This window comes from Chromobacterium sp. ASV23 (assembly GCF_016428945.1).
Classification (GTDB): Bacteria; Pseudomonadota; Gammaproteobacteria; order Burkholderiales; family Chromobacteriaceae; genus Chromobacterium; species Chromobacterium sinusclupearum.
The window spans coordinates 48,634-69,680 of sequence record NZ_JAELTR010000007.1; the positions used below are offsets into that span (position 1 = coordinate 48,634).

At 64.7% G+C, this 21,047-nt stretch carries 23 protein-coding genes; 12 read left to right on the top strand and 11 right to left on the bottom strand.

The genetic code is table 11. The features are described from left to right. Positions 1 to 3 precede the first annotated feature (3 nt). The 6 genes from polA (at position 4) to JHD59_RS05140 (ending at position 5,897) form a co-directional block, all read left to right on the top strand. Positions 4 to 2,775 carry a DNA polymerase I gene (gene polA / locus JHD59_RS05115; protein WP_199153396.1) on the top strand — a complete coding sequence of 924 codons (2,772 nt, stop codon included), beginning with the start codon at positions 4 to 6 and terminating at the stop codon, positions 2,773 to 2,775. A 179-nt stretch (positions 2,776 to 2,954) separates the two neighbouring features. Then, positions 2,955 to 3,497, top strand: coding sequence for a GspH/FimT family pseudopilin (locus JHD59_RS05120; RefSeq protein WP_199153397.1), 543 nt, complete (start codon positions 2,955 to 2,957; stop codon positions 3,495 to 3,497). Beyond that, positions 3,484 to 3,981 (top strand): hypothetical protein, encoded by a 498-nt coding sequence (locus tag JHD59_RS05125; RefSeq protein WP_199153398.1) that lies wholly within the window; start codon positions 3,484 to 3,486, stop codon positions 3,979 to 3,981. The genes JHD59_RS05120 and JHD59_RS05125 overlap by 14 nt, the downstream gene beginning before the upstream one ends. After that, complete coding sequence (locus JHD59_RS05130; RefSeq protein ID WP_199153399.1) at positions 3,959 to 4,831, top strand: hypothetical protein; 873 nt, start codon at positions 3,959 to 3,961, stop codon at positions 4,829 to 4,831. Before JHD59_RS05125 ends, JHD59_RS05130 begins: the two co-directional genes overlap by 23 nt. Then, the gene (locus JHD59_RS05135; RefSeq protein WP_103321208.1) at positions 4,828 to 5,472 is read left to right on the top strand and encodes a pilus assembly protein; all 645 of its coding nucleotides are present in this window, start codon (positions 4,828 to 4,830) and stop codon (positions 5,470 to 5,472) included. The genes JHD59_RS05130 and JHD59_RS05135 overlap by 4 nt, the downstream gene beginning before the upstream one ends. Continuing rightward, a complete protein-coding gene (locus JHD59_RS05140) occupies positions 5,469 to 5,897 on the top strand; it encodes a type IV pilin protein (protein ID WP_103321207.1) in 429 nt (142 codons plus the stop codon). Before JHD59_RS05135 ends, JHD59_RS05140 begins: the two co-directional genes overlap by 4 nt. 23 nt (positions 5,898 to 5,920) lie before the next feature. Here the strand turns inward: JHD59_RS05140 and JHD59_RS05145 are convergent, their stop codons facing one another. Genes JHD59_RS05145 through JHD59_RS05160 form a run of 4 tightly spaced genes read right to left on the bottom strand, consistent with a single transcriptional unit; the run spans position 5,921 to position 9,201 of the window. Then, positions 5,921 to 7,198, bottom strand: a complete 1,278-nt coding sequence (locus JHD59_RS05145; protein ID WP_199153400.1) for an AmpG family muropeptide MFS transporter — start codon at positions 7,196 to 7,198, stop codon at positions 5,921 to 5,923. A 53-nt stretch (positions 7,199 to 7,251) separates the two neighbouring features. Next, entirely contained in the window at positions 7,252 to 7,440 is a 189-nt protein-coding gene (locus tag JHD59_RS05150) for a YqaE/Pmp3 family membrane protein (RefSeq protein ID WP_103321205.1), read from the bottom strand. Positions 7,441 to 7,465: 25 nt separating this feature from the next. Further along, positions 7,466 to 8,062: a methionine biosynthesis protein MetW gene (gene metW / locus JHD59_RS05155; RefSeq protein ID WP_103321204.1), complete on the bottom strand. Its 597-nt coding sequence runs from the start codon at positions 8,060 to 8,062 to the stop codon at positions 7,466 to 7,468. Then, entirely contained in the window at positions 8,059 to 9,201 is a 1,143-nt protein-coding gene (locus JHD59_RS05160; RefSeq protein ID WP_199153401.1) for a homoserine O-acetyltransferase, read from the bottom strand. The genes metW and JHD59_RS05160 overlap by 4 nt, the downstream gene beginning before the upstream one ends. Before the next feature lie 165 nt (positions 9,202 to 9,366). Between JHD59_RS05160 and JHD59_RS05165 the strand changes: the two genes are divergently transcribed. The 5 genes from JHD59_RS05165 to ybaK all read left to right on the top strand — a co-directional run bounded on the left by JHD59_RS05165 (position 9,367) and on the right by ybaK (position 12,711). Then, a complete protein-coding gene (locus JHD59_RS05165; RefSeq protein WP_103321202.1) occupies positions 9,367 to 9,549 on the top strand; it encodes a hypothetical protein in 183 nt (60 codons plus the stop codon). Positions 9,550 to 9,625: 76 nt separating this feature from the next. Beyond that, entirely contained in the window at positions 9,626 to 10,543 is a 918-nt protein-coding gene (locus JHD59_RS05170) for a TIGR01212 family radical SAM protein (protein ID WP_199153402.1), read from the top strand. Positions 10,544 to 10,622: 79 nt separating this feature from the next. Then, on the top strand, positions 10,623 to 11,540 hold the full coding sequence (gene msrP / locus JHD59_RS05175; protein WP_199153403.1) for a protein-methionine-sulfoxide reductase catalytic subunit MsrP: 918 nt from the start codon (positions 10,623 to 10,625) through the stop codon (positions 11,538 to 11,540). Beyond that, positions 11,540 to 12,157 carry a sulfite oxidase heme-binding subunit YedZ gene (locus JHD59_RS05180; RefSeq protein ID WP_199153404.1) on the top strand — a complete coding sequence of 206 codons (618 nt, stop codon included), beginning with the start codon at positions 11,540 to 11,542 and terminating at the stop codon, positions 12,155 to 12,157. Before msrP ends, JHD59_RS05180 begins: the two co-directional genes overlap by 1 nt. A gap of 71 nt (positions 12,158 to 12,228) precedes the next feature. Then, complete coding sequence (gene ybaK, locus JHD59_RS05185) at positions 12,229 to 12,711, top strand: Cys-tRNA(Pro) deacylase (protein ID WP_199153405.1); 483 nt, start codon at positions 12,229 to 12,231, stop codon at positions 12,709 to 12,711. Here ybaK and JHD59_RS05190 read toward each other — a convergent pair. From JHD59_RS05190 to JHD59_RS05220, 7 genes are all read right to left on the bottom strand, one after another. Then, positions 12,695 to 13,459 carry an ABC transporter substrate-binding protein gene (locus JHD59_RS05190; RefSeq protein ID WP_199153406.1) on the bottom strand — a complete coding sequence of 255 codons (765 nt, stop codon included), beginning with the start codon at positions 13,457 to 13,459 and terminating at the stop codon, positions 12,695 to 12,697. The genes ybaK and JHD59_RS05190 overlap by 17 nt on opposite strands. Before the next feature lie 106 nt (positions 13,460 to 13,565). After that, on the bottom strand, positions 13,566 to 15,026 hold the full coding sequence (locus JHD59_RS05195) for a 4Fe-4S binding protein (RefSeq protein ID WP_199153407.1): 1,461 nt from the start codon (positions 15,024 to 15,026) through the stop codon (positions 13,566 to 13,568). Further along, on the bottom strand, positions 15,023 to 15,844 hold the full coding sequence (locus JHD59_RS05200) for an FTR1 family protein (RefSeq protein WP_199153408.1): 822 nt from the start codon (positions 15,842 to 15,844) through the stop codon (positions 15,023 to 15,025). The genes JHD59_RS05195 and JHD59_RS05200 overlap by 4 nt, the downstream gene beginning before the upstream one ends. 15 nt (positions 15,845 to 15,859) lie before the next feature. Further along, entirely contained in the window at positions 15,860 to 16,195 is a 336-nt protein-coding gene (locus tag JHD59_RS05205; protein ID WP_199153409.1) for a cupredoxin domain-containing protein, read from the bottom strand. A 97-nt stretch (positions 16,196 to 16,292) separates the two neighbouring features. Further along, entirely contained in the window at positions 16,293 to 16,835 is a 543-nt protein-coding gene (locus tag JHD59_RS05210; protein WP_103321193.1) for an iron transporter, read from the bottom strand. A gap of 169 nt (positions 16,836 to 17,004) precedes the next feature. Further along, positions 17,005 to 18,858: an asparagine synthase (glutamine-hydrolyzing) gene (asnB, locus tag JHD59_RS05215; RefSeq protein WP_199153410.1), complete on the bottom strand. Its 1,854-nt coding sequence runs from the start codon at positions 18,856 to 18,858 to the stop codon at positions 17,005 to 17,007. Positions 18,859 to 18,956: 98 nt separating this feature from the next. Beyond that, positions 18,957 to 20,156, bottom strand: a complete 1,200-nt coding sequence (locus tag JHD59_RS05220; RefSeq protein ID WP_199153411.1) for an MFS transporter — start codon at positions 20,154 to 20,156, stop codon at positions 18,957 to 18,959. A gap of 98 nt (positions 20,157 to 20,254) precedes the next feature. On the opposite strand from JHD59_RS05220, the gene JHD59_RS05225 reads away from it, so the two are divergent. Then, positions 20,255 to 21,028, top strand: a complete 774-nt coding sequence (locus JHD59_RS05225) for a helix-turn-helix transcriptional regulator (protein ID WP_199153412.1) — start codon at positions 20,255 to 20,257, stop codon at positions 21,026 to 21,028. The last annotated feature ends 19 nt before the right edge of the window (positions 21,029 to 21,047 follow it).

The window sequence follows — 21,047 nt, forward strand, 5'->3', positions numbered from 1 at the left end:
CTTATGAAAACATTGTTATTGATCGACGGCTCTTCTTATTTGTACCGCGCCTTTCACGCGATGCCCGATTTACGCTCTCCGGATGGCCGCCCGGTGGGGGCTGTCTATGGCATGGTGAACATGCTCAGGCGGCTGGAGAAGGAGGTTGAATTCGATTATAGCGCCTGCGTCTTCGACGCGAAGGGCAAGACTTTCCGCGATGATCTGTACCCCGAATACAAGGCCAATCGCCCGTCCATGCCCGAGGAGCTTGCCTCCCAGATTACGGCGGTCCACGACGTGGTGCAAGCCTCCGGCTGGCCGATGCTGGTGGTGCCGGGCGTGGAAGCGGACGACGTGATCGGCACGCTGGCGCGCGCCGCGGCGGCGGCGGGAATGAAGGTAATCGTCTCCACCGGCGACAAGGACATGGCGCAGCTGGTCACGCCGGACATCACGCTGGTCAACACCATGACCAACGAGCTGCTGGACGAGGCCGGCGTGAAGGAGAAGTTCGGCGTGCCGCCGAGTCTCATCATCGACTACCTGACCCTGATCGGCGACAAGGTCGACAACGTGCCCGGCGTGGATAAATGCGGCCCGAAGACGGCAGTGAAGTGGCTGGAGGAGTACGGCAGCCTGGACGCCATCATCGCCCAGGCCGACAGCGTCGGCGGCAAGGTGGGCGAAAACCTGCGCGCCGCGCTGGACTGGCTGCCGATGGGCAAGCGCCTGATCACTATCGATTGCGCGGTCGATTTAAGCAATGATCTGCCGCACGGGCTGCCGGGCCTGCAGCATGGCCAGAAGGACAAGCGGCGCCTGGCCGAGCTGTTCCAGGACCTGGGCTTCCGCACTTTCTACCGCGAGGTGACCGAGGGCGCGGAGATGCCGGCCGTGGTCCAGCGCAGCGAGGAGGCTCCCGCCGCGCAAAGCGATCTGTTTGGCGCGGACGAACCTGCCGCGGCGCAGCCGCAACCGGGCCATATCGAGCGTCATTACGAAACCATCCTCACCGAGGCGCAACTGGACGCCTGGCGGGACAAACTGGCTGCGGCCAAGGTGACCTCGTTCGACACCGAAACCACCAGCCTGGAGCCGCTGCAGGCGCGCATCGTCGGCATCAGTTTCTCGGTGGAGGCGGGCAAAGCCGCCTATCTGCCGCTGGCGCATCATTACGCCGGCGCGCCGGAGCAATTGCCGCTGGATGCCGCCTTGGCCAAGCTCAAACCGTGGCTGGAAGATGCCGGCAAGAAGAAATGCGGCCAGAATCTGAAGTACGACTGCCACGTGCTGGCCAATCATGGCATCACGCTGCGCGGCATCGCCGACGACTCGATGCTGGCTTCCTACGTGCTGGAGAGCCACCAGCGCCACAATATGGATGATCTGGCGCGCCGCCATCTGGGCGAGAACACCGTCAGCTACGAGGACATCTGCGGCAAAGGCGCCAAGCAGATCGGCTTTGCCGAAGTGGATGTCGCCACTGCGGCCAATTATTCTGCCGAAGACGCCGACATCACCCTGCGCTTGAACCAGTTCTTCGCCGGCGAGCTTCGCGGCGACCTGGAAAAGGTCTACCGCGATATCGAGTTGCCGGTGGCCGAGGTGCTGTTCAAGATGGAGCGCCACGGCGTGCTGATCGACCGCGACAAACTGAATGCCCAGAGCCACCAGCTGGGCAGCCAGATGCTGGAGCTCGAACAGCAGGCGTATGAGCTGGCCGGCCAGCCTTTCAACTTGAACTCGCCCAAGCAGCTGCAAGAAATCTTGTTCGGCAAGCTGGCCATCCCGACCAAGGGCGTGAAGAAGACGCCGAGCGGCGGCTATTCCACCGACGAGTCGGTGCTGGAGCAACTGGCGCTGGATCATCCGCTGCCCAAGCGCATTCTGGAGTACCGCGGGCTGGCCAAACTGAAGTCCACTTACACCGACAAACTGCCGACGCTGATTTATCCACAGACTGGCCGCGTCCACACCACTTATTCACAGGCGGTGGCGATTACCGGCCGGCTGTCCAGCAATGATCCCAATCTGCAGAACATCCCGGTGCGCACCGCCGAGGGCCGCCGCGTGCGCGAAGCCTTCATCGCGCCGGCCGGCTGGCAGATCGTGTCGGCCGACTATTCGCAGATCGAGCTGCGCATCATGGCGCATCTGTCCGACGACGAGGGCATGCTGAAGGCTTTCGCCAGCGGCGAAGACATCCACCGCGCCACGGCTGCGGAAGTGTTCGGGGTCGACTTGTCCGCCGTCACATCCGATCAGCGCCGCGCCGCCAAGGCGATCAACTTCGGCCTGATCTACGGCATGAGCGCGTTTGGACTCGCCGCCCAACTCGACATCGAGCGCAGCGCCGCCCAGCAGTACATCGACCGCTACTTCATGCGCTACCCGGGTGTGGCCGAGTACATGCAGACCACGCGCGAGAAGGCGCGCGAGCAGGGTTACGTCGAAACCGTGTTCGGCCGCCGGTTGTATCTGCCGGACATCAAATTGTCCAATCCAGCCCGCCGCGCCGGCGCCGAGCGCGCGGCGATCAACGCGCCAATGCAGGGCACGGCCGCCGATCTGATCAAGCTGGCGATGATAGCCGTGCAGAACTGGCTCGAGCGCGACGGCTTGCAGAGCAAGCTGATCATGCAGGTGCACGACGAACTGGTGCTGGAAGTGCCGCAGGCCGAGCTGGATCTGGTCAAGCAGAAGCTGCCGGCCATCATGGCGGGCGTGGCTGAGCTGAAAGTGCCGCTGCTGGCCGAAGTGGGCGCCGGCGACAGCTGGGAAGCCGCGCACTGATTCGTCTGTGAACCATCCCATTCAACGGCGCCCTGAGGCGCCGTTTTCGCATCCGCGACGTTGCACCTGAACTAAGGTCGGGGTCTGGCATCGCTGGCTCCGGCTTTTGGACAGGCGGAGCTTGGTTGCCGCGCCCAGCTTTTCCAGACTGGAAACTCTTGAATAGCGACGGAGGCGATATGGGCCGACCAGCCCAACAAGGCATGACGCTGGCGGAGCTGATGGCGGCAGTTGGCATCGCGGTGATTCTTTCCCTGCTGGCCGTTCCGCTGCTGGGCGCGGCGCGGGACAGACAGCGCCTGCTCAGCCACGGCCTGCTGTTGCTGAACAGCGTCCATCAGGCTAGGGCCGAGGCCTTGCGCCGCAACCAGCCGGTTTTCCTGTGCGCCGCCAATCTCAAAACCAACCTCGAATTGCAGGGCTGCCAGCCGGCGCAGCCAGGTTCGCAACAGGTCTGGCGCGAGGGGGGATTGGTTTATGCCGACAAAGGCATGGACAACGCCAGTTACGACGGCGGCGAGCGCTTGCGGCTGGCGATGTTCGACAGTGAGCAGGTGCGCGTGCAGGCGCCGGTGCGGCAATTGACGTTGCTGCCGGAGGGACGGGTGGAGCCGGAGGGCGGCTTGGTCTTTCAGCTGCGTTCTGGCAGCCGTTGCCTGGCCGTGTCGGTGGCGGCGGATGGCCGCGTTGCGTTGGGGAGCATTGCCGATGATTGCGCGTGAGTCCGGTTTCAGTCTCTTGGAAACCATGGTGGCGCTGTCGATTTGGCTGGCGGCGCTGCTGGCGCTGGCCAGCATGCAGGCGCGCTCATTGCACCATGCGCGGGAGGCGGAGCTGCGCGCCCGCATCGACATGGCAGTCAGCAATCTGGCCAGCGCCATCGAGGCCCGGCCGGAGGCGCACTGGATTCATTATCTGGAAAGCGGTTACGACGATCACCTGTCGGCGCCGGACTGCGCAGTAGGCTGCGATCCGGCGCAACAGGCGGCAGCCGATTTATCGCGTTTCAAGCAAGCCTTGCGCGCCAGCGGCAACCCGGCGGAGCGGGCGCGCGCCGCGGTGTGCCGCGGCGATGTCAAAAACAAGCCCACGCTGCACGCGCCTGGTTGCGGCGGCAGCGGGCCTTTGGCGATACGCGTGGCCTGGCGCAGCCGCCAAGGGCGGGGCTGGCAGGAGCATGCCGATGTCTGGCCGTTGCAGCCTTAACGTCCAGCGCGGCGGGGCGCTGCTCGGCATCTTGCTGGCCACCGCGCTGGGCGCGCTGGTGACGGCTTTTGCGCTGACCTCGCTCACCGCGACCAATCAGTCCGTGAATGACGTCGCACGGCATTTGGAGGCGCGGCAGCAGGCCCTCTGGGCGATGGGGCAACTGGCGAGAGACGTGGCGAAGCACCGCCATTTTGGTTGCGGCGCGCAGCCGTGGACGGCGCAGGATTTTGCCACCGGCCATTGGCGACTATGGCTGCCCGGCCGCTGGCTACCGCATCGTAAATTGCTGAGCGACGATAAGCAGCAACTGGCCGGAATCGAACTGGAACCGCTGGCGAGCAGCAATAGCCAGTCGTGGCCGCAGAGTCTGTTGAGCAGCTGCGCGGCAACATGGGCGTTGACGGGCGCGTCGGCGCAATGGCTGGGCGGCGCCAATGCGCCTCTGCTGCAACTGACGCCTGCCCTGCCATTGCAGACGGCGGAGCAGGCCGATGGCCTGCATGCGCCTTCGCTGCAGCTGTGGCTGCCGCTGGAGCGCCACTATGAGTTGCGCGACCATCGCTTGTTGGCGCGCGACCGCTTGGGCGGGCTGCCGTTTGGCCCAGAACGCTTGCTGCTCGATAACGTCGAGCATTTGTCGATCAGCGTGCAGTTGCGCTCCAGTTGTGACGAGGGGGCGGCATGGCAATGGCGCGCGGCGGAGGCGCTGGACGGCAGCGGCGCTCAGCGGTTGGCGGCGGCGCGGCTGGAGCTGGCGTGGCGGCTGGATAGCCGTCGGGCGCGGGTGGAGCGTTTGAGCCAGGACTTGCCGTTGATGTCGACTTCGTCATGCGGGGATAAAACATGAATCATTCTGCACAGCGCGGCGGTACCTTGCTGATGGTAATGGGGCTGTTGTCGCTGCTGGCCATGCTGGTGTTGTCTTCGTCGCAGCTTATCCTCAGCGCGCGCTTGCTGGCGGCCAATGCGCAGGAGCGCCGCCGCGCCGAAGGATTGGCGCGGCAGGCTTTGCGCGGCGCGGAGCAATGGGTGTGGCAATGGGACCTGAAAAACGATATGGCCAGCCGAGCAAGCGATCCCGGCAAGTTGTATGGCCACGAGTCTGTGTTCTCGCCCACCTGCCATGGGACGCAAGGCAAGGGCCTGTGCGAGCCGACGACGCCGCCGGAGAAACAGAGCCTGAACGGCGTGCCTCTGCTGCATCCCTGCGGCAACAGCCGGGAGTACGAACTGGAACCATCGGTCAAGCAATGGCAATGCCCGCAGGGCGTGCGGGCGGGCAGCCTGTCGTGGGCGAATCCGCGTTATGTGGTGGAATTGATCGACCCGCGCTTCGGTTCCGGGCAGAACGGCCCGGCGCGTTTGTACCGGATCACGGTGCGCGCCTGGGGACATAGCCGCTTCAGCGCGGTGACGCTGCAGAGCTGGTATCGAGTGGACAATGGCGGCGAAGGACGGCGGCTGGGTTGGGAGGAGAAAGCGCGATGAACGGAAGCGGACTGCGTGGTTTCACTCTGCTGGAAATGATGATCTGCCTGGCGATTGCCGCCTTGCTGCTGTCTTTGGCGGTGCCGGGCTATCAGCAATACATGCAGCGGGCGCGGCTGGCGGAGGCGAAGGCGGCGCTGCTGGAAAACAGCCACTTCATGCAGCGCTGGTATCACGAATACGGTGTCTACTACCAGGATGGTCCGCTGGCTTGGCCTGCCTTGCCGGCTAGCGGAACGGCCGCCTTCGCCATAGGCTTCAGCAGCGCAACGCCTTCGGCCGACAATGTCGAGCAGGCCAGCTTCATCATCGAGGCGCGGCCCAAGCCGGGTTCCGGCCTCGATGAGTGGCTGCTGAAAGTCGATCAGGACGGATCGATCAAGCAGTGCAGGCTAGAGGGCGGCAGCGAGCAGTGCCAGCTCTGAGCCGCGCCTGCTTTAGGACGCGATCAGGCCTGTTGCGGCGCCGGATCGTCCCCCCACGGCGCCACCTTGACCAGCAGCATCATGCCGGGAATCGCCAGCGCCGTGCACAGGAAGAAGAACGAGGTCCAGCCGATGGACTCCACAATGTAGCCGGTGGCGGCGTTGGCCAGCGTGCGCGGCACCGCCGCCAGGCTGGTGAACAGGGCGAACTGGGTGGCGGTGTAGGCCGGATGGGTGCTGCGGGCGATGAAGGCGACAAAGGCCGCGGTGCCGAGACCGACGCCCAAGGCCTCGAAGCCGATGACCACCGCCAGCATCGCCAATTGCTCCGCGCCTACGCTGTCGAACCGGCCGTAGCTGGCCAGCCAGGCAAAGCCCAGTATCGATACCACCTGCACCACGCCGAAGGCCCACAAGGCGCGGTTGATGCCCAGCTTGATCATCCACACGCCGCCCAGCAAGCCGCCGATCACCGCCGGCCACAGCCCGGCGTGCTTGGCCACCAGGCCGATCTGCGATTTGGCGTAACCCATGTCCAGATAAAACGGCGTGGCCAGCGAGGTGGCCATGCTGTCGCCGAGCTTGTACAGGAAGATGAAGCCCAGTATCCACAGCGCGCCCTGCCAACCCTGGCGGGTGACGAATTCATGGAACGGTTCCACCACCGCCTGACGCAGGGTTTTCGGGCTGCCGGAGGCCAGCTTGGGCTCTTTGACCATCAGCGTCATCAGCGCGCCGGGCAGCATGAACAGGGCGGTAATGACGAAAACGCTGCCCCAGGGCATCCGGTCGGCCAGGATCAGCGACAGCGAGCCCGGCACCAGGCCGGCCAGCCGGTAGGCATTGATATGCACGGTGTTGCCGAGGCCGAGTTCGGCGTCGTTGAGGATTTCGCGGCGGAAGGCGTCCAGCACGATATCCTGGCTGGCGGAGAAGAAGGCCACCGTCAGCGCCAAGCCGGCGATGCTCCAGATGTCTTGTTTGGGATCGAACAGGCCGAACACCGCCAAACTGGCCAGCAGCGCCAGCTGGCTGGCCAGCATCCAGCCGCGGCGGCGGCCCAAGAGCGGCAGCGCGTAGCGGTCCATCAGCGGCGACCACAGGAATTTCCAGGTGTAGGGCAGGCCGATCAAGGCGAACAGGCCGATGGACTTCAGGTCTACGCCCTCGCTGCGCAGCCAGGCCGGCAGCAGATTGATCAGCGCGTACAGCGGCAAGCCGGAGGCGAAGCCGGTGAATACACAGACGAGCATGGTGCGCGAGAACACGTCGCGCCGCCAGTTGATGGTGGCTAGGGTCATGGGCTGGTTGTCGTTATGGTTGGCGGGCCGCCCGCGCCGGGCGCGGACGGGAATCAGCGCCGCAGCGCCCGTTCGATTTTCTGGTCGGTCTTGTACTGGCTCAGCGCGTACACCGACCACAGCGCGGCCGGCAGCCAGCCGATGATGGTCAGTTGCAGCAGCAGGCAGAACAGGCCGGCGAAGGGCCGGCCTATGGTGAAGAACTGCAGCCATGGCAGGAAAATGGCCAGCAACAGGCGCATGTTTCTCTCCTTGTGCGGGACGGAATCAGCCGCGCGCCACCCGGTAGAAGGCCAGGCTGCCGCGCAGGTTTGGCAGCAAGGATACCCGCTTGCCCTTGTCCATGACCACCCTCTGCATCACTCGGATGCGGTTTTTGGCGCAGAGTTCCTCGAAGTCCCCCAGCATGCACCAGTGGATGTTGGGCGTGTCGTACCACTGATACGGGATGGTGTCGGACACCGGCATGTGGCCCTGCAGGATCTGCAGCCGGTTCTGCCAATAGCCGAAGTTGGGGAAGGTGACGATGGCCTCGCGACCGACGCGCAGCATCTCGTTGAGGATGGCCTCGGTGTGGCGCATCGCCTGTATCGTCTGAGACAGCACCACGTGGTCGAAGCGCGCGTCGCCGAAGTCGGCCAGGCCGGTTTCCAGGTCGCCCTGGATGGCGTTGACGCCGGAGGCGACGCAGCGCACCACATTGGCCACGTCGAAGTCCACGCCATAGCCCTGCACCTGCTTTTCCTGCTGCAGGGCGGCCAGAAGCTGGCCGTCGCCGCAGCCCAGGTCCAGCACTCGGCTGTGCGGCGCGATCCAGTCGGCTATCAGTTGCAGGTCGGGACGGAGAGTCTGGATGGCGCTCATGCGTTCACCTCCTGCGCCACGCGCTGAAGATAGGCGCGCATCAGGTCCACATACGGCTGATCCAGCATCAGGAAGGCGTCATGGCCGTGCGCCGATTCGATCTCGGCATAGCTGACGCGCTTGCCGGCGGCGATCAGCGCCTGCACCGTCTCGCGCGAGCGTTCCGGCGAGAAGCGCCAGTCGCTGGTGAAGCTGGCCAGCAGGAATTGAGCCTGCGCCGGCTTCAGCGCGGCGGCCAGGTCGCCGCCGTGTTCCCGGGCCGGGTCGAAGTAGTCCAGCGCCTTGGTCATCAATAGATAGGTGTTGCCGTCGAAGTAGTCGGAGAATTTGTCGCCCTGGTAGCGCAGATAGCTCTCGATCTCGAACTCCACGTCATAGCCGAACTGATACTCGCCGGAGCGCAGCATGCGGCCGAATTTCTCGCCCATGCCATCATCGGACAAATACGTGATGTGGCCCAGCATGCGGGCCAGCCGCAGGCCGCGGCGCGGCACCGTGCCCTGCTGGTAGAAGTCGCCGCCGCAGAAGTCCGGGTCGGACAGGATGGCCTGGCGCGCCACGTCGTTGAAGGCGATGTTCTGCGCCGACAGCTTGGGCGCTGAGGCGATCACCAGCGCGTGCGCCACGCGATCGGGATAAGCGATGCTCCACTGCAGCGCCTGCATGCCGCCAAGCGAGCCGCCGATCACCGCCGCCCAGCGCGTGATGCCCAGGCGGTCGGCAAGGTGGGCTTGCGAGGTCACCCAGTCCTGCACCGTCACCACCGGGAAGGCCGAACCCCAGGGCTGGCCGGTGGCCGGGTTCAGGCTGGACGGGCCGGTGCTGCCGTGGCAGCCGCCAAGATTGTTGACGCCGACGACGAAGAAGCGGCGGGTGTCAATGGGTTTGCCAGGGCCGACCATATTGTCCCACCAGCCGGCAGCCTTATCGTCAGGCTGGTAACGGCCGGCGACATGATGATGGCCGGACAGGGCGTGGCAGATCAGGATGGCGTTGCTCTTGTCGGCGTTGAGCCGGCCGTAGGTTTCGAAGCGCAGCTGGTAGCTGGGCAGCACGGCGCCGCTGGCGAGCGGCAAAGGGACATCGAATACGGCGTCTTCGGCCGCGACGATGCCTACCGAACAATCGGAGTCGGTCATGGATTTGGGGGCCTCTTCTATTTTTTATCCGCGCCCGCCGCTCTCTGCCGGAGCATGTCATGGCGCGGTCTCCTGCGGCTACCGTCAGATTATATCCACAACATCGGCTTGCGCGGGAAGTGGTCGCGCCGGGATAATCGGCCGTTCTCCGTCACCGGTGCCGCCATGTTCGGACGCCTGTTCAAATTCTTCGCGCTGTGCCTGATCCTGTGGGCTGTCGCCCGCTGGCTGCTGGGGCCGCGGCAGCGCCGCACGCTGCATGAGTTGTTCTCCGCGCTGGCCATCGCCCTGCTGATCAGCGCCGGACTGTTCTGCGTGTTGTATTGGCTGGGCTGGCACACTATCTGAATCGGCAAGCCCTTGATCCCGCTCAGCTTGTCTGCGGTCGCATCGCGCTAGACTGCGCGCTTTTGTCGGCAACGCGATGGACCTGACCCGCCACCTTCATACCTTTGGCTATTACCTGAAACAACGCTTCGGCCAGACCGTGCATAAGTTGTCTCTGGCCGGCGATTTCACCTGTCCCAACCGCGACGGTACGCTGGGGCGCGGCGGCTGCACGTTCTGCAATGTCCACAGCTTTGGCCGCGACGCCGCCGCGCTTTCCATCAGCCAGCAGCTGGCGCGGGAGAAGGCCAAGACCGACCGCGCCCGGCTATACCTGGCCTATTTTCAGGCCTACACCAGCACCTATGCCGAAGTGGAAACGCTGCGCGCGTTGTACGACGAGGCGATGGCTGCCGCCGACGTGGCCGGGCTGTGCGTCGGCACCCGGCCTGATTGCGTGCCGGATGCGGCGCTGGATTTGCTGGCGGCTTACCGCGACGCGGGCAACGAAGTGTGGCTGGAGCTGGGCCTGCAGACCGCGCACGACCGCACCCAGGCCTTGATTCGGCGCGGCCACACGCTGGCCGATTACCGCGATGCCGTCCGCCGCGCCCACGCGCGCGGACTCAAGGTGTGCGCTCATCTGATCGTCGGCTTGCCGGGCGAGGGAAAGGATGATGCGCGGGCGACGCTGGACACGGTGCTGGATATCGGCGTCGAGGGCCTGAAGCTGCACCCGCTGATGATCGTCCGCGGCAGCCGGATGGCGGCGCAGTATCGGCGCGGCGAAGTGTCGCCCATGGCCTTGGATGATTACGCCGACCTGGCGGCATGCCTGATCCGCCACACGCCGCCGGAGGTGGTGTATCACCGGATTTCCGCCACCGCCCATGCGCCGACGCTGATCGCGCCGGACTGGTGCGGCCCGCGCTGGGCCGCCTTGCAGGCCATAGGCGAGCGGCTGGCGCGGGAGGGCGGGCAGGGCAGCGCGCTGGGGCGCGGCTGGATGTCTTGATCGGACAAAACTGTTTTCATGCGCTACTGTCAGAATCCGGAGGATGGTCCGACCAAATGGAAACGACAGGAGCGCCGCCATGCTGATCAGAAAACCCGCCGACCATTTGCCGTCGGACATCACCAGCGAATCGGTCTATTTCAACCGCCGCGCTTTCATGCTGGGCGCCGCCGGCTTGCTGCTGTCGGCGGAAACGCTGGCCGGCCTGAACGCCAAGAAAAGTCCGCTGTCGCAGCTTGCCGCCAATGACAAGCCCAACAGCCTGAAGGACATCACCAGCTACAACAATTTCTATGAATTCGGCACCGACAAGTCAGACCCGGGCCAGAACGCCGGCAGCCTGAAGACGCGGCCCTGGACCGTGTTGGTGGATGGCGAGGTGGCCAAGCCGCGCCGTTTCGCCATCGAGGATTTGCTGAAGTTTCCGCTGGAAGAGCGCGTCTACCGGCTGCGCTGCGTCGAGGGCTGGAGCATGGTGATCCCGTGGGTAGGGTTTCCGCTGGCCAGCCTGCTCAAGCAGATGAATCCGACTTCGCGCGCCAAGTATGTGTCGTTCGAGACCTTGCAGCGGCCCAGCGAAATGCCGGGCCAGCGCGACGCGGTGCTGGAATGGCCGTACCGCGAAGGCCTGCGCATCGACGAGGCGATGCATCCGCTGACCATTCTGGCGGTGGGCCTGTACGGCAATGTGCTGCCCAATCAGAGCGGCGCGCCGATCCGCCTGGTGGTGCCGTGGAAATACGGCTTCAAGAGCATCAAGTCCATTGTGCGCATCCGGTTGCAAGAAACCATGCCGGCCACCAGCTGGAATCTGGCCAATGCCCATGAGTACGGCTTCTATTCAAACGTGAACCCGGAAGTGGACCATCCGCGCTGGAGCCAGGCGTCGGAGCGGCGCATCGGCGAATTCTTCAAGCGCAAGACGTTGATGTTCAACGGCTATGCCGACCAGGTGGCCGGGCTGTACCGCGGCATGGATCTGAGAAGGAACTACTGATGACGACGCTGCGCATGAAATCCCCAGCTTCCGCGGCCGACCGCCGGCTCGCCATCGGCAAGGCATTGTTGTTCATCGTCTGCCTGCTGCCGCTATCGCGCGCCGCCTGGATCGTCTTGTCCGGCGAGGCGGTGAATCCCGTGGAATTCATCACCCGCTCCACCGGCACCTGGACGCTGGTGTGGCTGCTGGCCACGCTGTCCATGACGCCGCTGCGCCGTTTCACTGGCCAGGCTTGGCCGCTGAAATGCCGGCGCATGCTGGGCTTGTTCGCGTTTTTCTACGCCAGTCTGCATTTCACCACCTATATCTGGCTGGACCAGTTTTTCGATTGGCACCACATCCTGAAGGACATCGTCAAACGTCCGTTCATCACCGTCGGCTTCGCCGCCATCGTGCTGATGTCGCCGCTGGCGTTGACCTCCACCCAGGGCTGGATGCGCCGGCTCAAGCGCAACTGGGGCAAGCTGCATCGGCTGGTGTATCCGGTGGCCATCCTGGCGGTGACGCATTACTGGTGGCTGGTGAAGAAAGACATCACCCAACCCTTGATCTACGCCGCGGTGCTGACCCTGCTGCTGGGGCTGAGGCTGTGGTGGCGCGCGCGCAAAGCTTGATCCCCCTGCTTGGCACAGACGGGCCGGCGTTTTAAAGTCGGGTGTTTTGTCTTAGCCGTAAGCGAATCATCATGTCGAAGGAAAAAGCCCCGGTCACCCAGGCCATCCGCGTGCTGCGCGAGCACAAGGTCGATTACACCGAGCATTTGTACAAGTACGAGGAAAAGGGCGGCACCACGGTGTCGGCGCGCGAACTGGGCGTGGACGAGCACGCCGTGGTCAAGACGCTGATCATGGAGGATGAAAACAAGCATCCGCTGATCGTGTTGATGCACGGCGATTGCGAGGTGGGCACCGGCATGCTGGCCAAGCAGGTCGGCGTCAAGAAAATCCATCCCTGCGATCCGAAAACGGCCGACAAGCACAGCGGCTATCAGGTGGGCGGCACCAGCCCATTCGGCACCCGCCACGCCATGCCGGTGTATATGGAGGCCAGCATCGCGGACCTCCCGGTCATCTACATCAACGGCGGCAAGCGTGGTTTCCTGGTTGGCGTCAGCCCGCAGGACGTCATCCGCGTGCTGAAGCCGACGCTGGTCAACGCGGTGGCATAGCCTCGGGGAAGTTGCGCTGGTAGATGGCTTTCAGTGTGCCATCCTTTTCCATCTGTTCCAGCGCGCGGGCAACGTCCTCGCGGATGCGCCCCACCTGCGGGTAAGCGCGCGAGAACATCAGCGTCAGCGGCGTTTCCTTATCCAGCGGGGTGGGGATGTAACCGAACTCCTTTTCATGCTCCGGCATGGTGCTGTGTATCTGGTACAAGCCGCGTTCCAGCGTCATCGGCGCCAAGTCCAGATGTCCCAATTGCAATTGCCGCAGCGCGTGGACTTCGTCGTTGGTCAGCAGCGTGTTCAGCTTGTGCTGCTGGAATAACGGGATATACCAATAGCCAAGCTGAATGGCGATGCGGTAGCCGCGCAATTCGTCCAGCGATTTGAATTGCAGCGGCGGATGCTGCATATGCGGCTTGTAGTAGAACAGATAGCTGGTGGAGTGCATCAGCGGGGCGGAGAAGTCGAACTCGGTTTCCCGTTCTTGCGTCGGGCGGTAGGGGAAGGCGGCGGCGGCTTTGCCCGTCCGTATCATCGCCTCGGCCTTCGGCCAGCTCAGATAATTGAGATGGACCTGATAGCCGGCGCGCAGGAAGGCTTGGCGCACCATTTGCGAGAAAACGCCGTCTTGCTGCAGGCTTTGCGAGACGAAAGGCGGCCATTCGCCGGTGGCCAGCTCGACGGTGGGCTCCGCCGCGGCCAGGCTGCAGCGGAGCGACAACGCGAAAACGAGCAATAGCAAACGCCGCATGGCCATTCCTTGAATGTGGGGCTTACTGTGTTATCGCACAGCGCCTTCCGCCAACCAAGTATTAGCCGGATGCGGCTAGCCCAGACGCCGCCGCGCGCCTAGGCGCTTACCACCACCAGAACATGAAGCCCCAGGCGCAGTCCACCAGCGCCAGCGCGCCGCAGAACGGCAGCAAAGCCAGATAGCGGGCAGGGCGGCCGCTCCAGCGCGCCAGGATGCCCCCGGCCAGGCGCAAGGCCCACAGATTGGCGCCGGCCAGCAGCGCCAGACGGGCGTCGTTGACCCAGTGCATGCCATAGCCTTCGGCCTTCAGCAGCGTCACCGTCAAGGCCGACAAACCCAGAAACACGCCGCAGCCGGCCAGCGGGATCAGCGCCTGCGCCAGATGGTGCAGACGCTGCGTCTGCCATTGGCCGGCGGTGCGCACGGCCAGCGCCAGCGAAAGCAGAATGCCGCTGCCCAGCGCCAGCGCGGTGGCGGCCACATAGGAGATCAAGGACGCGCCATCCAGCCAGGAGAACACGTCGTTGTGCATCGGGTAGTGGGTGAGCAGCCACCATGGCGCATCGGTGTCCAGCGGCCACATGATGTCATGGTCCACCAGCCATTCCGCCGTGGTCTGCTTGAGCCAGACGAACCACGGGCTGACGGTCCAGTGGAAGGCGCCCATCGCCACGCCTAGCAGGCCGTAGACGATCAAGGCGGTCTGCCAGCCGTCGGCCTCTTTTTCCGCCACTCGCACCACTTCGTCGCTCATGGGGCGCGAAGCCAGGGTGATGGCCGAGCGGTGATCGCTGCAGCGGCTGCACATATGGCAGCCGCTGCCGCCCTGCATGTGGCGCAGCGGCTGCAATGGGGCGCAATCGACGCTGGCGACGCGCTGTCGCTGGTCTTGGGAGCGCTTCCAGGCGGCTTCGTCCACGCGGTAATGCATGGGCGCCAGCTTGGACAAGAGGCCGAACACGCCGTTGACCGGGCACAGATGGCGGCACCATGCGCGCTTGCCGCGGGTGTAGATGAAGCCGACGATGACCGCCGCCACCGTGGAGCCGCCCAGCACCAAGAGGGCGGCCTTAGGGTATTGGTAGACGCTGACCAGCTGGCCGTAGACCGTGGTCAGCACGAAAGCGACGAAAGGCCAGCCGCCCCAGCGCATCCAGCGCGGAATCGGCCGTCCCATGCCCTTGCGCGCGGCCCATTCCGACAGCGCGCCTTCCGGGCACAGCACGCCGCACCACAGCCGGCCGAACAGCACCATGGACAGCAGCACAAAAGGCCACCAGATGCCCCAAAACACGAACTGGGCGAAGATGGTCAGGTTGTTCCATATCCGCGCCGCGTCGTCAGGCAAGTCCAGGCAGGCGGGGACGATCAGCAGGAAGCCGTAGACCAGCACCACCGCCCATTGCAGCTTGCGCAGCAGGCCGCCATGGTCGCGCAGCCAGTTCCCCGCGAGCGCCAGCAGGCCGCTCGGCTGCCGCTCGGGGGGACAGGAAGCGCCGCCGGACGGGGCGGCGACGATGGGAATCACCCGCTGCGGCGGGCGTTGCGGGCTGCCGGTTTTCATGCCGCAGCCTGGCGACGATTGCGCCACTGGAACAGCGCCCAGATGCCCGCCCAGAACAGCGCGTAGGCGATCAGGCTCATCAGGGCCGGTTGCGCGCGGTAGCCGGTCAGCGAGGCCATCAGCCCGCCAAATGGACTCGTATCGTCCAGCAGCGCCGAGCTGTCCCATACCGGGTCCACCAGCGTCGGCAGCACGTCCATCGAGATCAGCTTTTCCACGCCGTTCAGGAACAGCGAGGCGCCCAGCAGCAGCAGCATGACTTCGGTGACGCGGAAGAACAGACGCCACGACAGCACCTTGCCGCCCAGTTGCAGCAGATAGAAAGTCAGCAGCGCCAGCGCCAGGCCGATCAGCCCGGCCAGGCCCAGCTTGGCCAGCTCCATGCCCTGGGCTTCGGCCAGCGAGCCGTACAGGAACACCACCGTTTCGCTGCCTTCGCGGGCGATGGCCAGCGCGGACAGGATGGTCACGCCCCACCAGTTGTTGCTGGCGGCCTTTTCCGACAGGCCGCTTTCCAGCTCTTTCTTCAGCGTGCGGCCGTGCTCGCGCATCCACAGCACCATCTGCACGATCAGCGCCGAGGCGATGAACACCATGCCGGTCTGGAAGTAATCCTGCGCGCCGGCCATCAGCGTGCCGGCGGCGAACAGCGCCACGGCCAGCGCCACCGCGATGACCAGGCCCAGCGCCACGCCGCCCCACAGATACGGCTTGCCGGCGCGGCCGGCCGCGTTATGGTTCATCCAGGCATTCAGGATGCCCACCACCAGCAGCGCCTCGACGCTTTCGCGCCAGACGATGAAGAGTACCTGTCCCATTGCTTGTTCCTTGTCTTACTTGGCGACGATCACGCCCTGGCCGGTTTTGGGATGGAAATCGTCAAAGAATTTGTATTCGCCGGGAGACAGCGGCTGGAACACCAGAAACGATTCCGCGCCGGGGCCCAGCACTTTTTCCTTGCGCAGCGTGATGCTTTCGAACTCCGCCGGCGTCTTGCCGACATTCATCACTTCGATCTTGAACTTCTTGCCGGCCGGCACCACCAGTCGGGCGGGAATCAGCTGGCCGTCCTTCATTTGCAGCTTGTAAACCGGTATCTCGTCGGCAAGGACGGGCGCGGCAAGTAGGGTGGCCACCAGGGCGGCGGCGATCAGGCGCAGAGTGGTCATCGGTTCATCATTCCGGAATGAGAAACAGCGCGGATCGAGTGTCCGCGCCGTCTGGTGTCGAAATCGGGCATGTCCCAGGTGGTGCCCGCGATGCGGCTTAGTAGCCGCCCTTCTTGCCGATGCCGGCGAAGGTGAACTCGTAGTTCACTTCAAACGGCTTGAACCACGGGCCCACGCCGGTTTCCTTGTCGGTATGGCGGCCGAAGTGGGCGTGCTCATTGGCCGACGGCGGCATGATGGTGTATTTCAGCTTGTACTTGCCGGGGCCTTGCAGCTTGACGTTGTCGCCGTAGTGCGGGCCGTCGTTGGCCACCATGGGCATCAGGTCGCCCTTCTGGGTCTTGCCGCCCACCTTGGTCAGTTCGTACTTGACCACCAGATAGGGCATCCAGGCTCCTTCTTCGAAGCCGTTCGGGTTGTTCTTGGTGGCGTGGATGTCGGCTTCCAGGTGGATGTCGGACGCTTCCGGCTTCAGCATCATGCCTTCCGGTTCCATCTTGGTCGGCTGCAGGTAGACGGCGCCGATCTCCATGCCGTTCTTCAGGGCCGGCTTGCCGATCGGGTATTCCTTGGCCATGGCGGCGAAGGAGGCGGACAGGGCGACGCTGGCGATGGCCAGCTGGCAGACAAAGCGACGCATTATTTTTCCCTTATGGTTTTCGCCTGGCGGGCAGGACGTAGAAGAGTATGATAATGCTAGTAATTATCGTTTGCAAACCTGCGCATGCTTAATGCGAGCGCTTATGCAATGCCATGTGAATCCTTTTTGCATCGCGCAATGGCGGCAGGCATCACTGCCGCCATTGGCTTTATCCGTTCAGGCGCAGGCGCTGCAGCTGGGCCAGGCTCTCATCCAGGATCAGCAGCTGCAGCATCTGTTCGGCCAGATGGCCGGCACCGTGGCGATAGGCCTGGGCGAAGGCGTCCACCGCCTTGGCGTCCAGTTGGCCGCCAGTGGCGGCGGCCAGCCGCGCGCCCAAGCCGTCGAAACGCGGCGCCAGGCTGGTTTGCAGCCAGCCGGACAGCGGCGGGTTGAAGCCGCGCTTCTTGCGCTGGAAGAAATCGGCCGGCAGCGCCGGATGGATGGCGCGGCGGAAGATCAGCTTGGCCGGCTGGGTGTAGCGCTCGGCGGAGGAGGTGGCCAGCAGCCGTTGGTAGAAATGGTGGTCAAGCAGCGGCGCTCGGCCTTCCAGGCCATGCGCCATGGTGCATAGATCGGACTTCTGCAAGATGTAGTCGGGCAGGTAATTGGCGAAGTCCAGTTCCAATAGCTGGTGCAGGCCGGGCTGGCCGTCCTGCGGCTCCGGGCCGATGTCGTCAGGCTTGCGCCAATGGCACAGTTTTTCCAGCGGGCGTCCGCCTTGCAGAAAGCTGCGCTGGCCCGGCGTGAAGCCGGAGAAGCGCAGCGAGTAGGCGCTTTGCCAGTCCATCGCCAGTTCGGTGGCCAGTTTGCCGCGCTTGCTGTCCAGTTGCGGTTGGATCGGCAGCGGCAGGCGGATGTTGCGCCGCCAGCGGGTGCGCAGGTGCTTGCCCATGCGCTTGTAGCCGGCCAGCAGCTCATCGCCGCCGTCGCCCACCAGCACGACTTTGACGTGCTGGGTCACTTCGCGCGCCAGATACCAGGTGGGGAAGCTGGACGGATCGGCGAACGGTTGGTCCAGGTCGGCGACGATGCGCTCGAAATCGGCCGCCAGGTTGTCCGGCATCTCCACCCTGACGTTGGGCAGACCCATGCGCTGGGCGGAATCCGCCGCATCGCCGGATTCGTCCAGGCTGGAGCCGGGAAACGCGGCGGTGAAGCTGGAGAATTGCGTCAGTTGCTGGGTGGCCAGCCGGCTGGCGATCACGGTGGAGTCGATGCCGCCTGACAGCAGCACGCCCAGCGGCCGGTCCGCCACGGTGCGCATCGACACCGCGCGGTCCAGCTCCTGCAGCCAGTCGCCGCTTTCCGCCTTGGGCTGCCAGTAGCGCTGCTTGCTCAACTGGCGGGTGTTCAGGTCAAACTCCAGCCGGTAGCCGTTTTCCAGCCTGTTGATATGGCTGAACAGCGTGGCTGGGGATGGAATGTAGCGGTGGGCCAGATAAGCGTCGATCGCCGCCGGGCTGAAATCGCGCTTGTCCGCAGGCAGGAAGGGCAGCACCGCGCGCACCAGCGAGCCGAAGGCGAAGTTGCCGTCCGCCAGCGAGTAGACCAAGGGCTTCTCGCCCATGCGGTCGCGCGCCAGATGCACCTTGCCGCTGCGCTTGTCCAGAATGGCGAAGGCAAACATGCCGCGCAGCCGGTCCAGCAGGCCCTCTATGCCCCAGGCCAGATAGCCGCGCAGGATGAATTCGGTGTCGGCATGGGTGCGGAACACCGCGCCGCCGGCTTCCAGCTCGGCCTTGCCGGCCTCCCAGTCATAGACCTCGCCGTTGTAGCAAATCCACACCTGGCCGTCGTCGCTGGCCATGGGCTGGTTGGCCACCGGCCGCGGATCGATGATGGCCAGGCGGGCGTGCAGCATCGCATTGTGGATGGCGTCGTCGTCGGCCGGATTCAGCGCCGCGTCCAGCAGCAGCCGGCTGGCATCGTCCGGGCCGCGGCGATGCAGCTCGTCCAGCATGGCTTGCGGGACGGCGGGATTGACGGGACGGCGCGAGAAAAAGCCGGCGATTCCACACATGATGACGGCGCTTCCGAATGCGCAAGGCGCCGATACGGGTTCGGCGCCTTGCTAGGGTTTTCAATGCCGCGCAGTATCCGGCGCGGCGGCGGCCGATGTCAAACGCCGGGCTTGCGGTGCAAGTTAGGCAGCGCCACTGCTGCGATGCCCAGCAATGGCAGGAAGGAGCACAGCAGGTAGACGGACTCTATGCCGTGGCTATCCGCCAGCTGGCCCAGAACCGCCGCGCCGATGCCGCCTATGCCGAAGGCGAAGCCGAAGAACATGCCGGACACCATGCCCACCTTGCCCGGCAGCAGCTCCTGGGCGTAGATCAGAATCGCCGGAAAGGCCGAGGCCAGAATGAAGCCGATGGGCAGCGACAGCGCGGCGGTCCAGAACAGGTTGGCGTGCGGCAGCGCCAGCGCCAGCGGCGCCACGCCCAGAATGGAGAAGCCGATCACCCGCTTGCGGCCGATGGCGTCGCCGATGGGGCCGCCCAATACGGTGCCGGCGGCCACCGCAAACAGGAACAGGAACAGATGCAACTGCGCCGACTGCACGCCGATATGGAAGTGGTGGATCAAGTAGAAGGTGTAGTAGCTGGTGATGCTGGCCAGGTAGAAATGCTTGGAGAAGACCAGCACCAGCAGCAAGCCCAATGTCAGCTTGACGCGGGCCGGCGACAGATCCGGCATGACGATGGCGGCGGCCTTCTTGGCCTGGCGGTGCTGGTGGGCGTACCACTGGCCGACGCGGAACAGCACCCACATGGCCAGCAATGCAACCAGGCCGAACCAGGCCACGCTGCCTTGCCCCAGCGGAATCACGATCAGCGCCGCCAGCAGCGGCCCCGTGGCGCTGCCTGCGTTGCCGCCCACCTGAAACAGAGACTGCGCCAGACCGGGGCGGCCACCGGATGCCATGCGCGCCACGCGCGACGATTCCGGATGGAAAATCGACGAGCCGGTGCCGATCAGCGCGGCGGCCAGCAACAGCAGCGGGAAGCTGCCGGCGCTGGATAACAGCAGCAGGCCGATCAGCGTGGAGCCCATGCCGAACACCAGCGAATACGGCTGCGGTTTCTTGTCGGTGTAAATGCCGACCAGCGGTTGCAGCAGCGAGGCGGTGCACTGGTAGGTGAAAGTCATCAGGCCGATCTCGGCGAAGCTCAGGTGGTAGTTGCCCTTCAGCAAGGGATACAACGCCACCAGCAACGACTGCAGCATGTCGTTGAGGAAGTGCGAGAAACTGATGGCGCCGAGGACGCGGAAGCGGGTGTCTTGAGCCGGCGCGGAGATAGAGGTGCTTGAGGCCATGGTAAAGATTCTCGATACAGGTGGTCATTGCATATTAATTCAGCAATTTAGAGCCGGTCCTGCGAAAATGAGGCATCTATCTTTTTGAAAGAGGCGATATGAACCGCTTCGACGATCTGGAACTATATGACCGAGGCGTTCTGCCGGTGGTGGGCAAGCTGCGCAATTATCCCGCAGGGTTGGAATCGCCGCGGCATCAGCATCCCACGGCGCAGCTGCTGTACTCCGTGGAGGGGCTGATGTGGGTGGGTACTGAGCGCGGGCAGTGGATTGTGCCGCCGACTCGGGCGATTTGGCTGCCCATCGGCACCTGGCACCAAGTCAAAATGGTCAGCCCGGTGCGGATGCGGAATATCTTCGTGCGCCAGGACATGCTGGCCGGTCTGCCGGAACAATGTTGCGTGCTGGAGGTGACGCCGCTGCTGCGCGAACTGGTGCTGGCGGCGGTGGATGTGGTGTTGCCCTGCGAGCCGGGATCGCGCGACGAGCGGGTGATGATGCTGGCGCTGGATGAAATCCGCCGCGCTAAGGTGCTGCCGCTGTCCTTGCCCCAGCCAGCCTCTCCTGCACTGCAGCGGTTGTGCGCGGTATGGCTGGACCATCCCGACGACGCGCGCGGCGCCGCGGAATGGGCGCGCGAGCTGGCGCTGGACCCGCGCACCTTGCAGCGCCGCTTCCGCCGCGAAACGGGCCTCAGTTTCGGCCAGTGGCGGCGCCAGGCGCGGCTGATGCAGGCCCTGCAGCGGCTGGCTTGCGGCGACAGCGTGCTGAAAGTGGCGCTGGATCTGGGCTACGCCAGCCCCAGCGCCTTCGCCACCATGTTCAAGCGCGAGCTGGGCGCGCCGCCGAGCAGCTTCTTTACGCTTTCGTAAACCGCGCCTGTCGACGTAA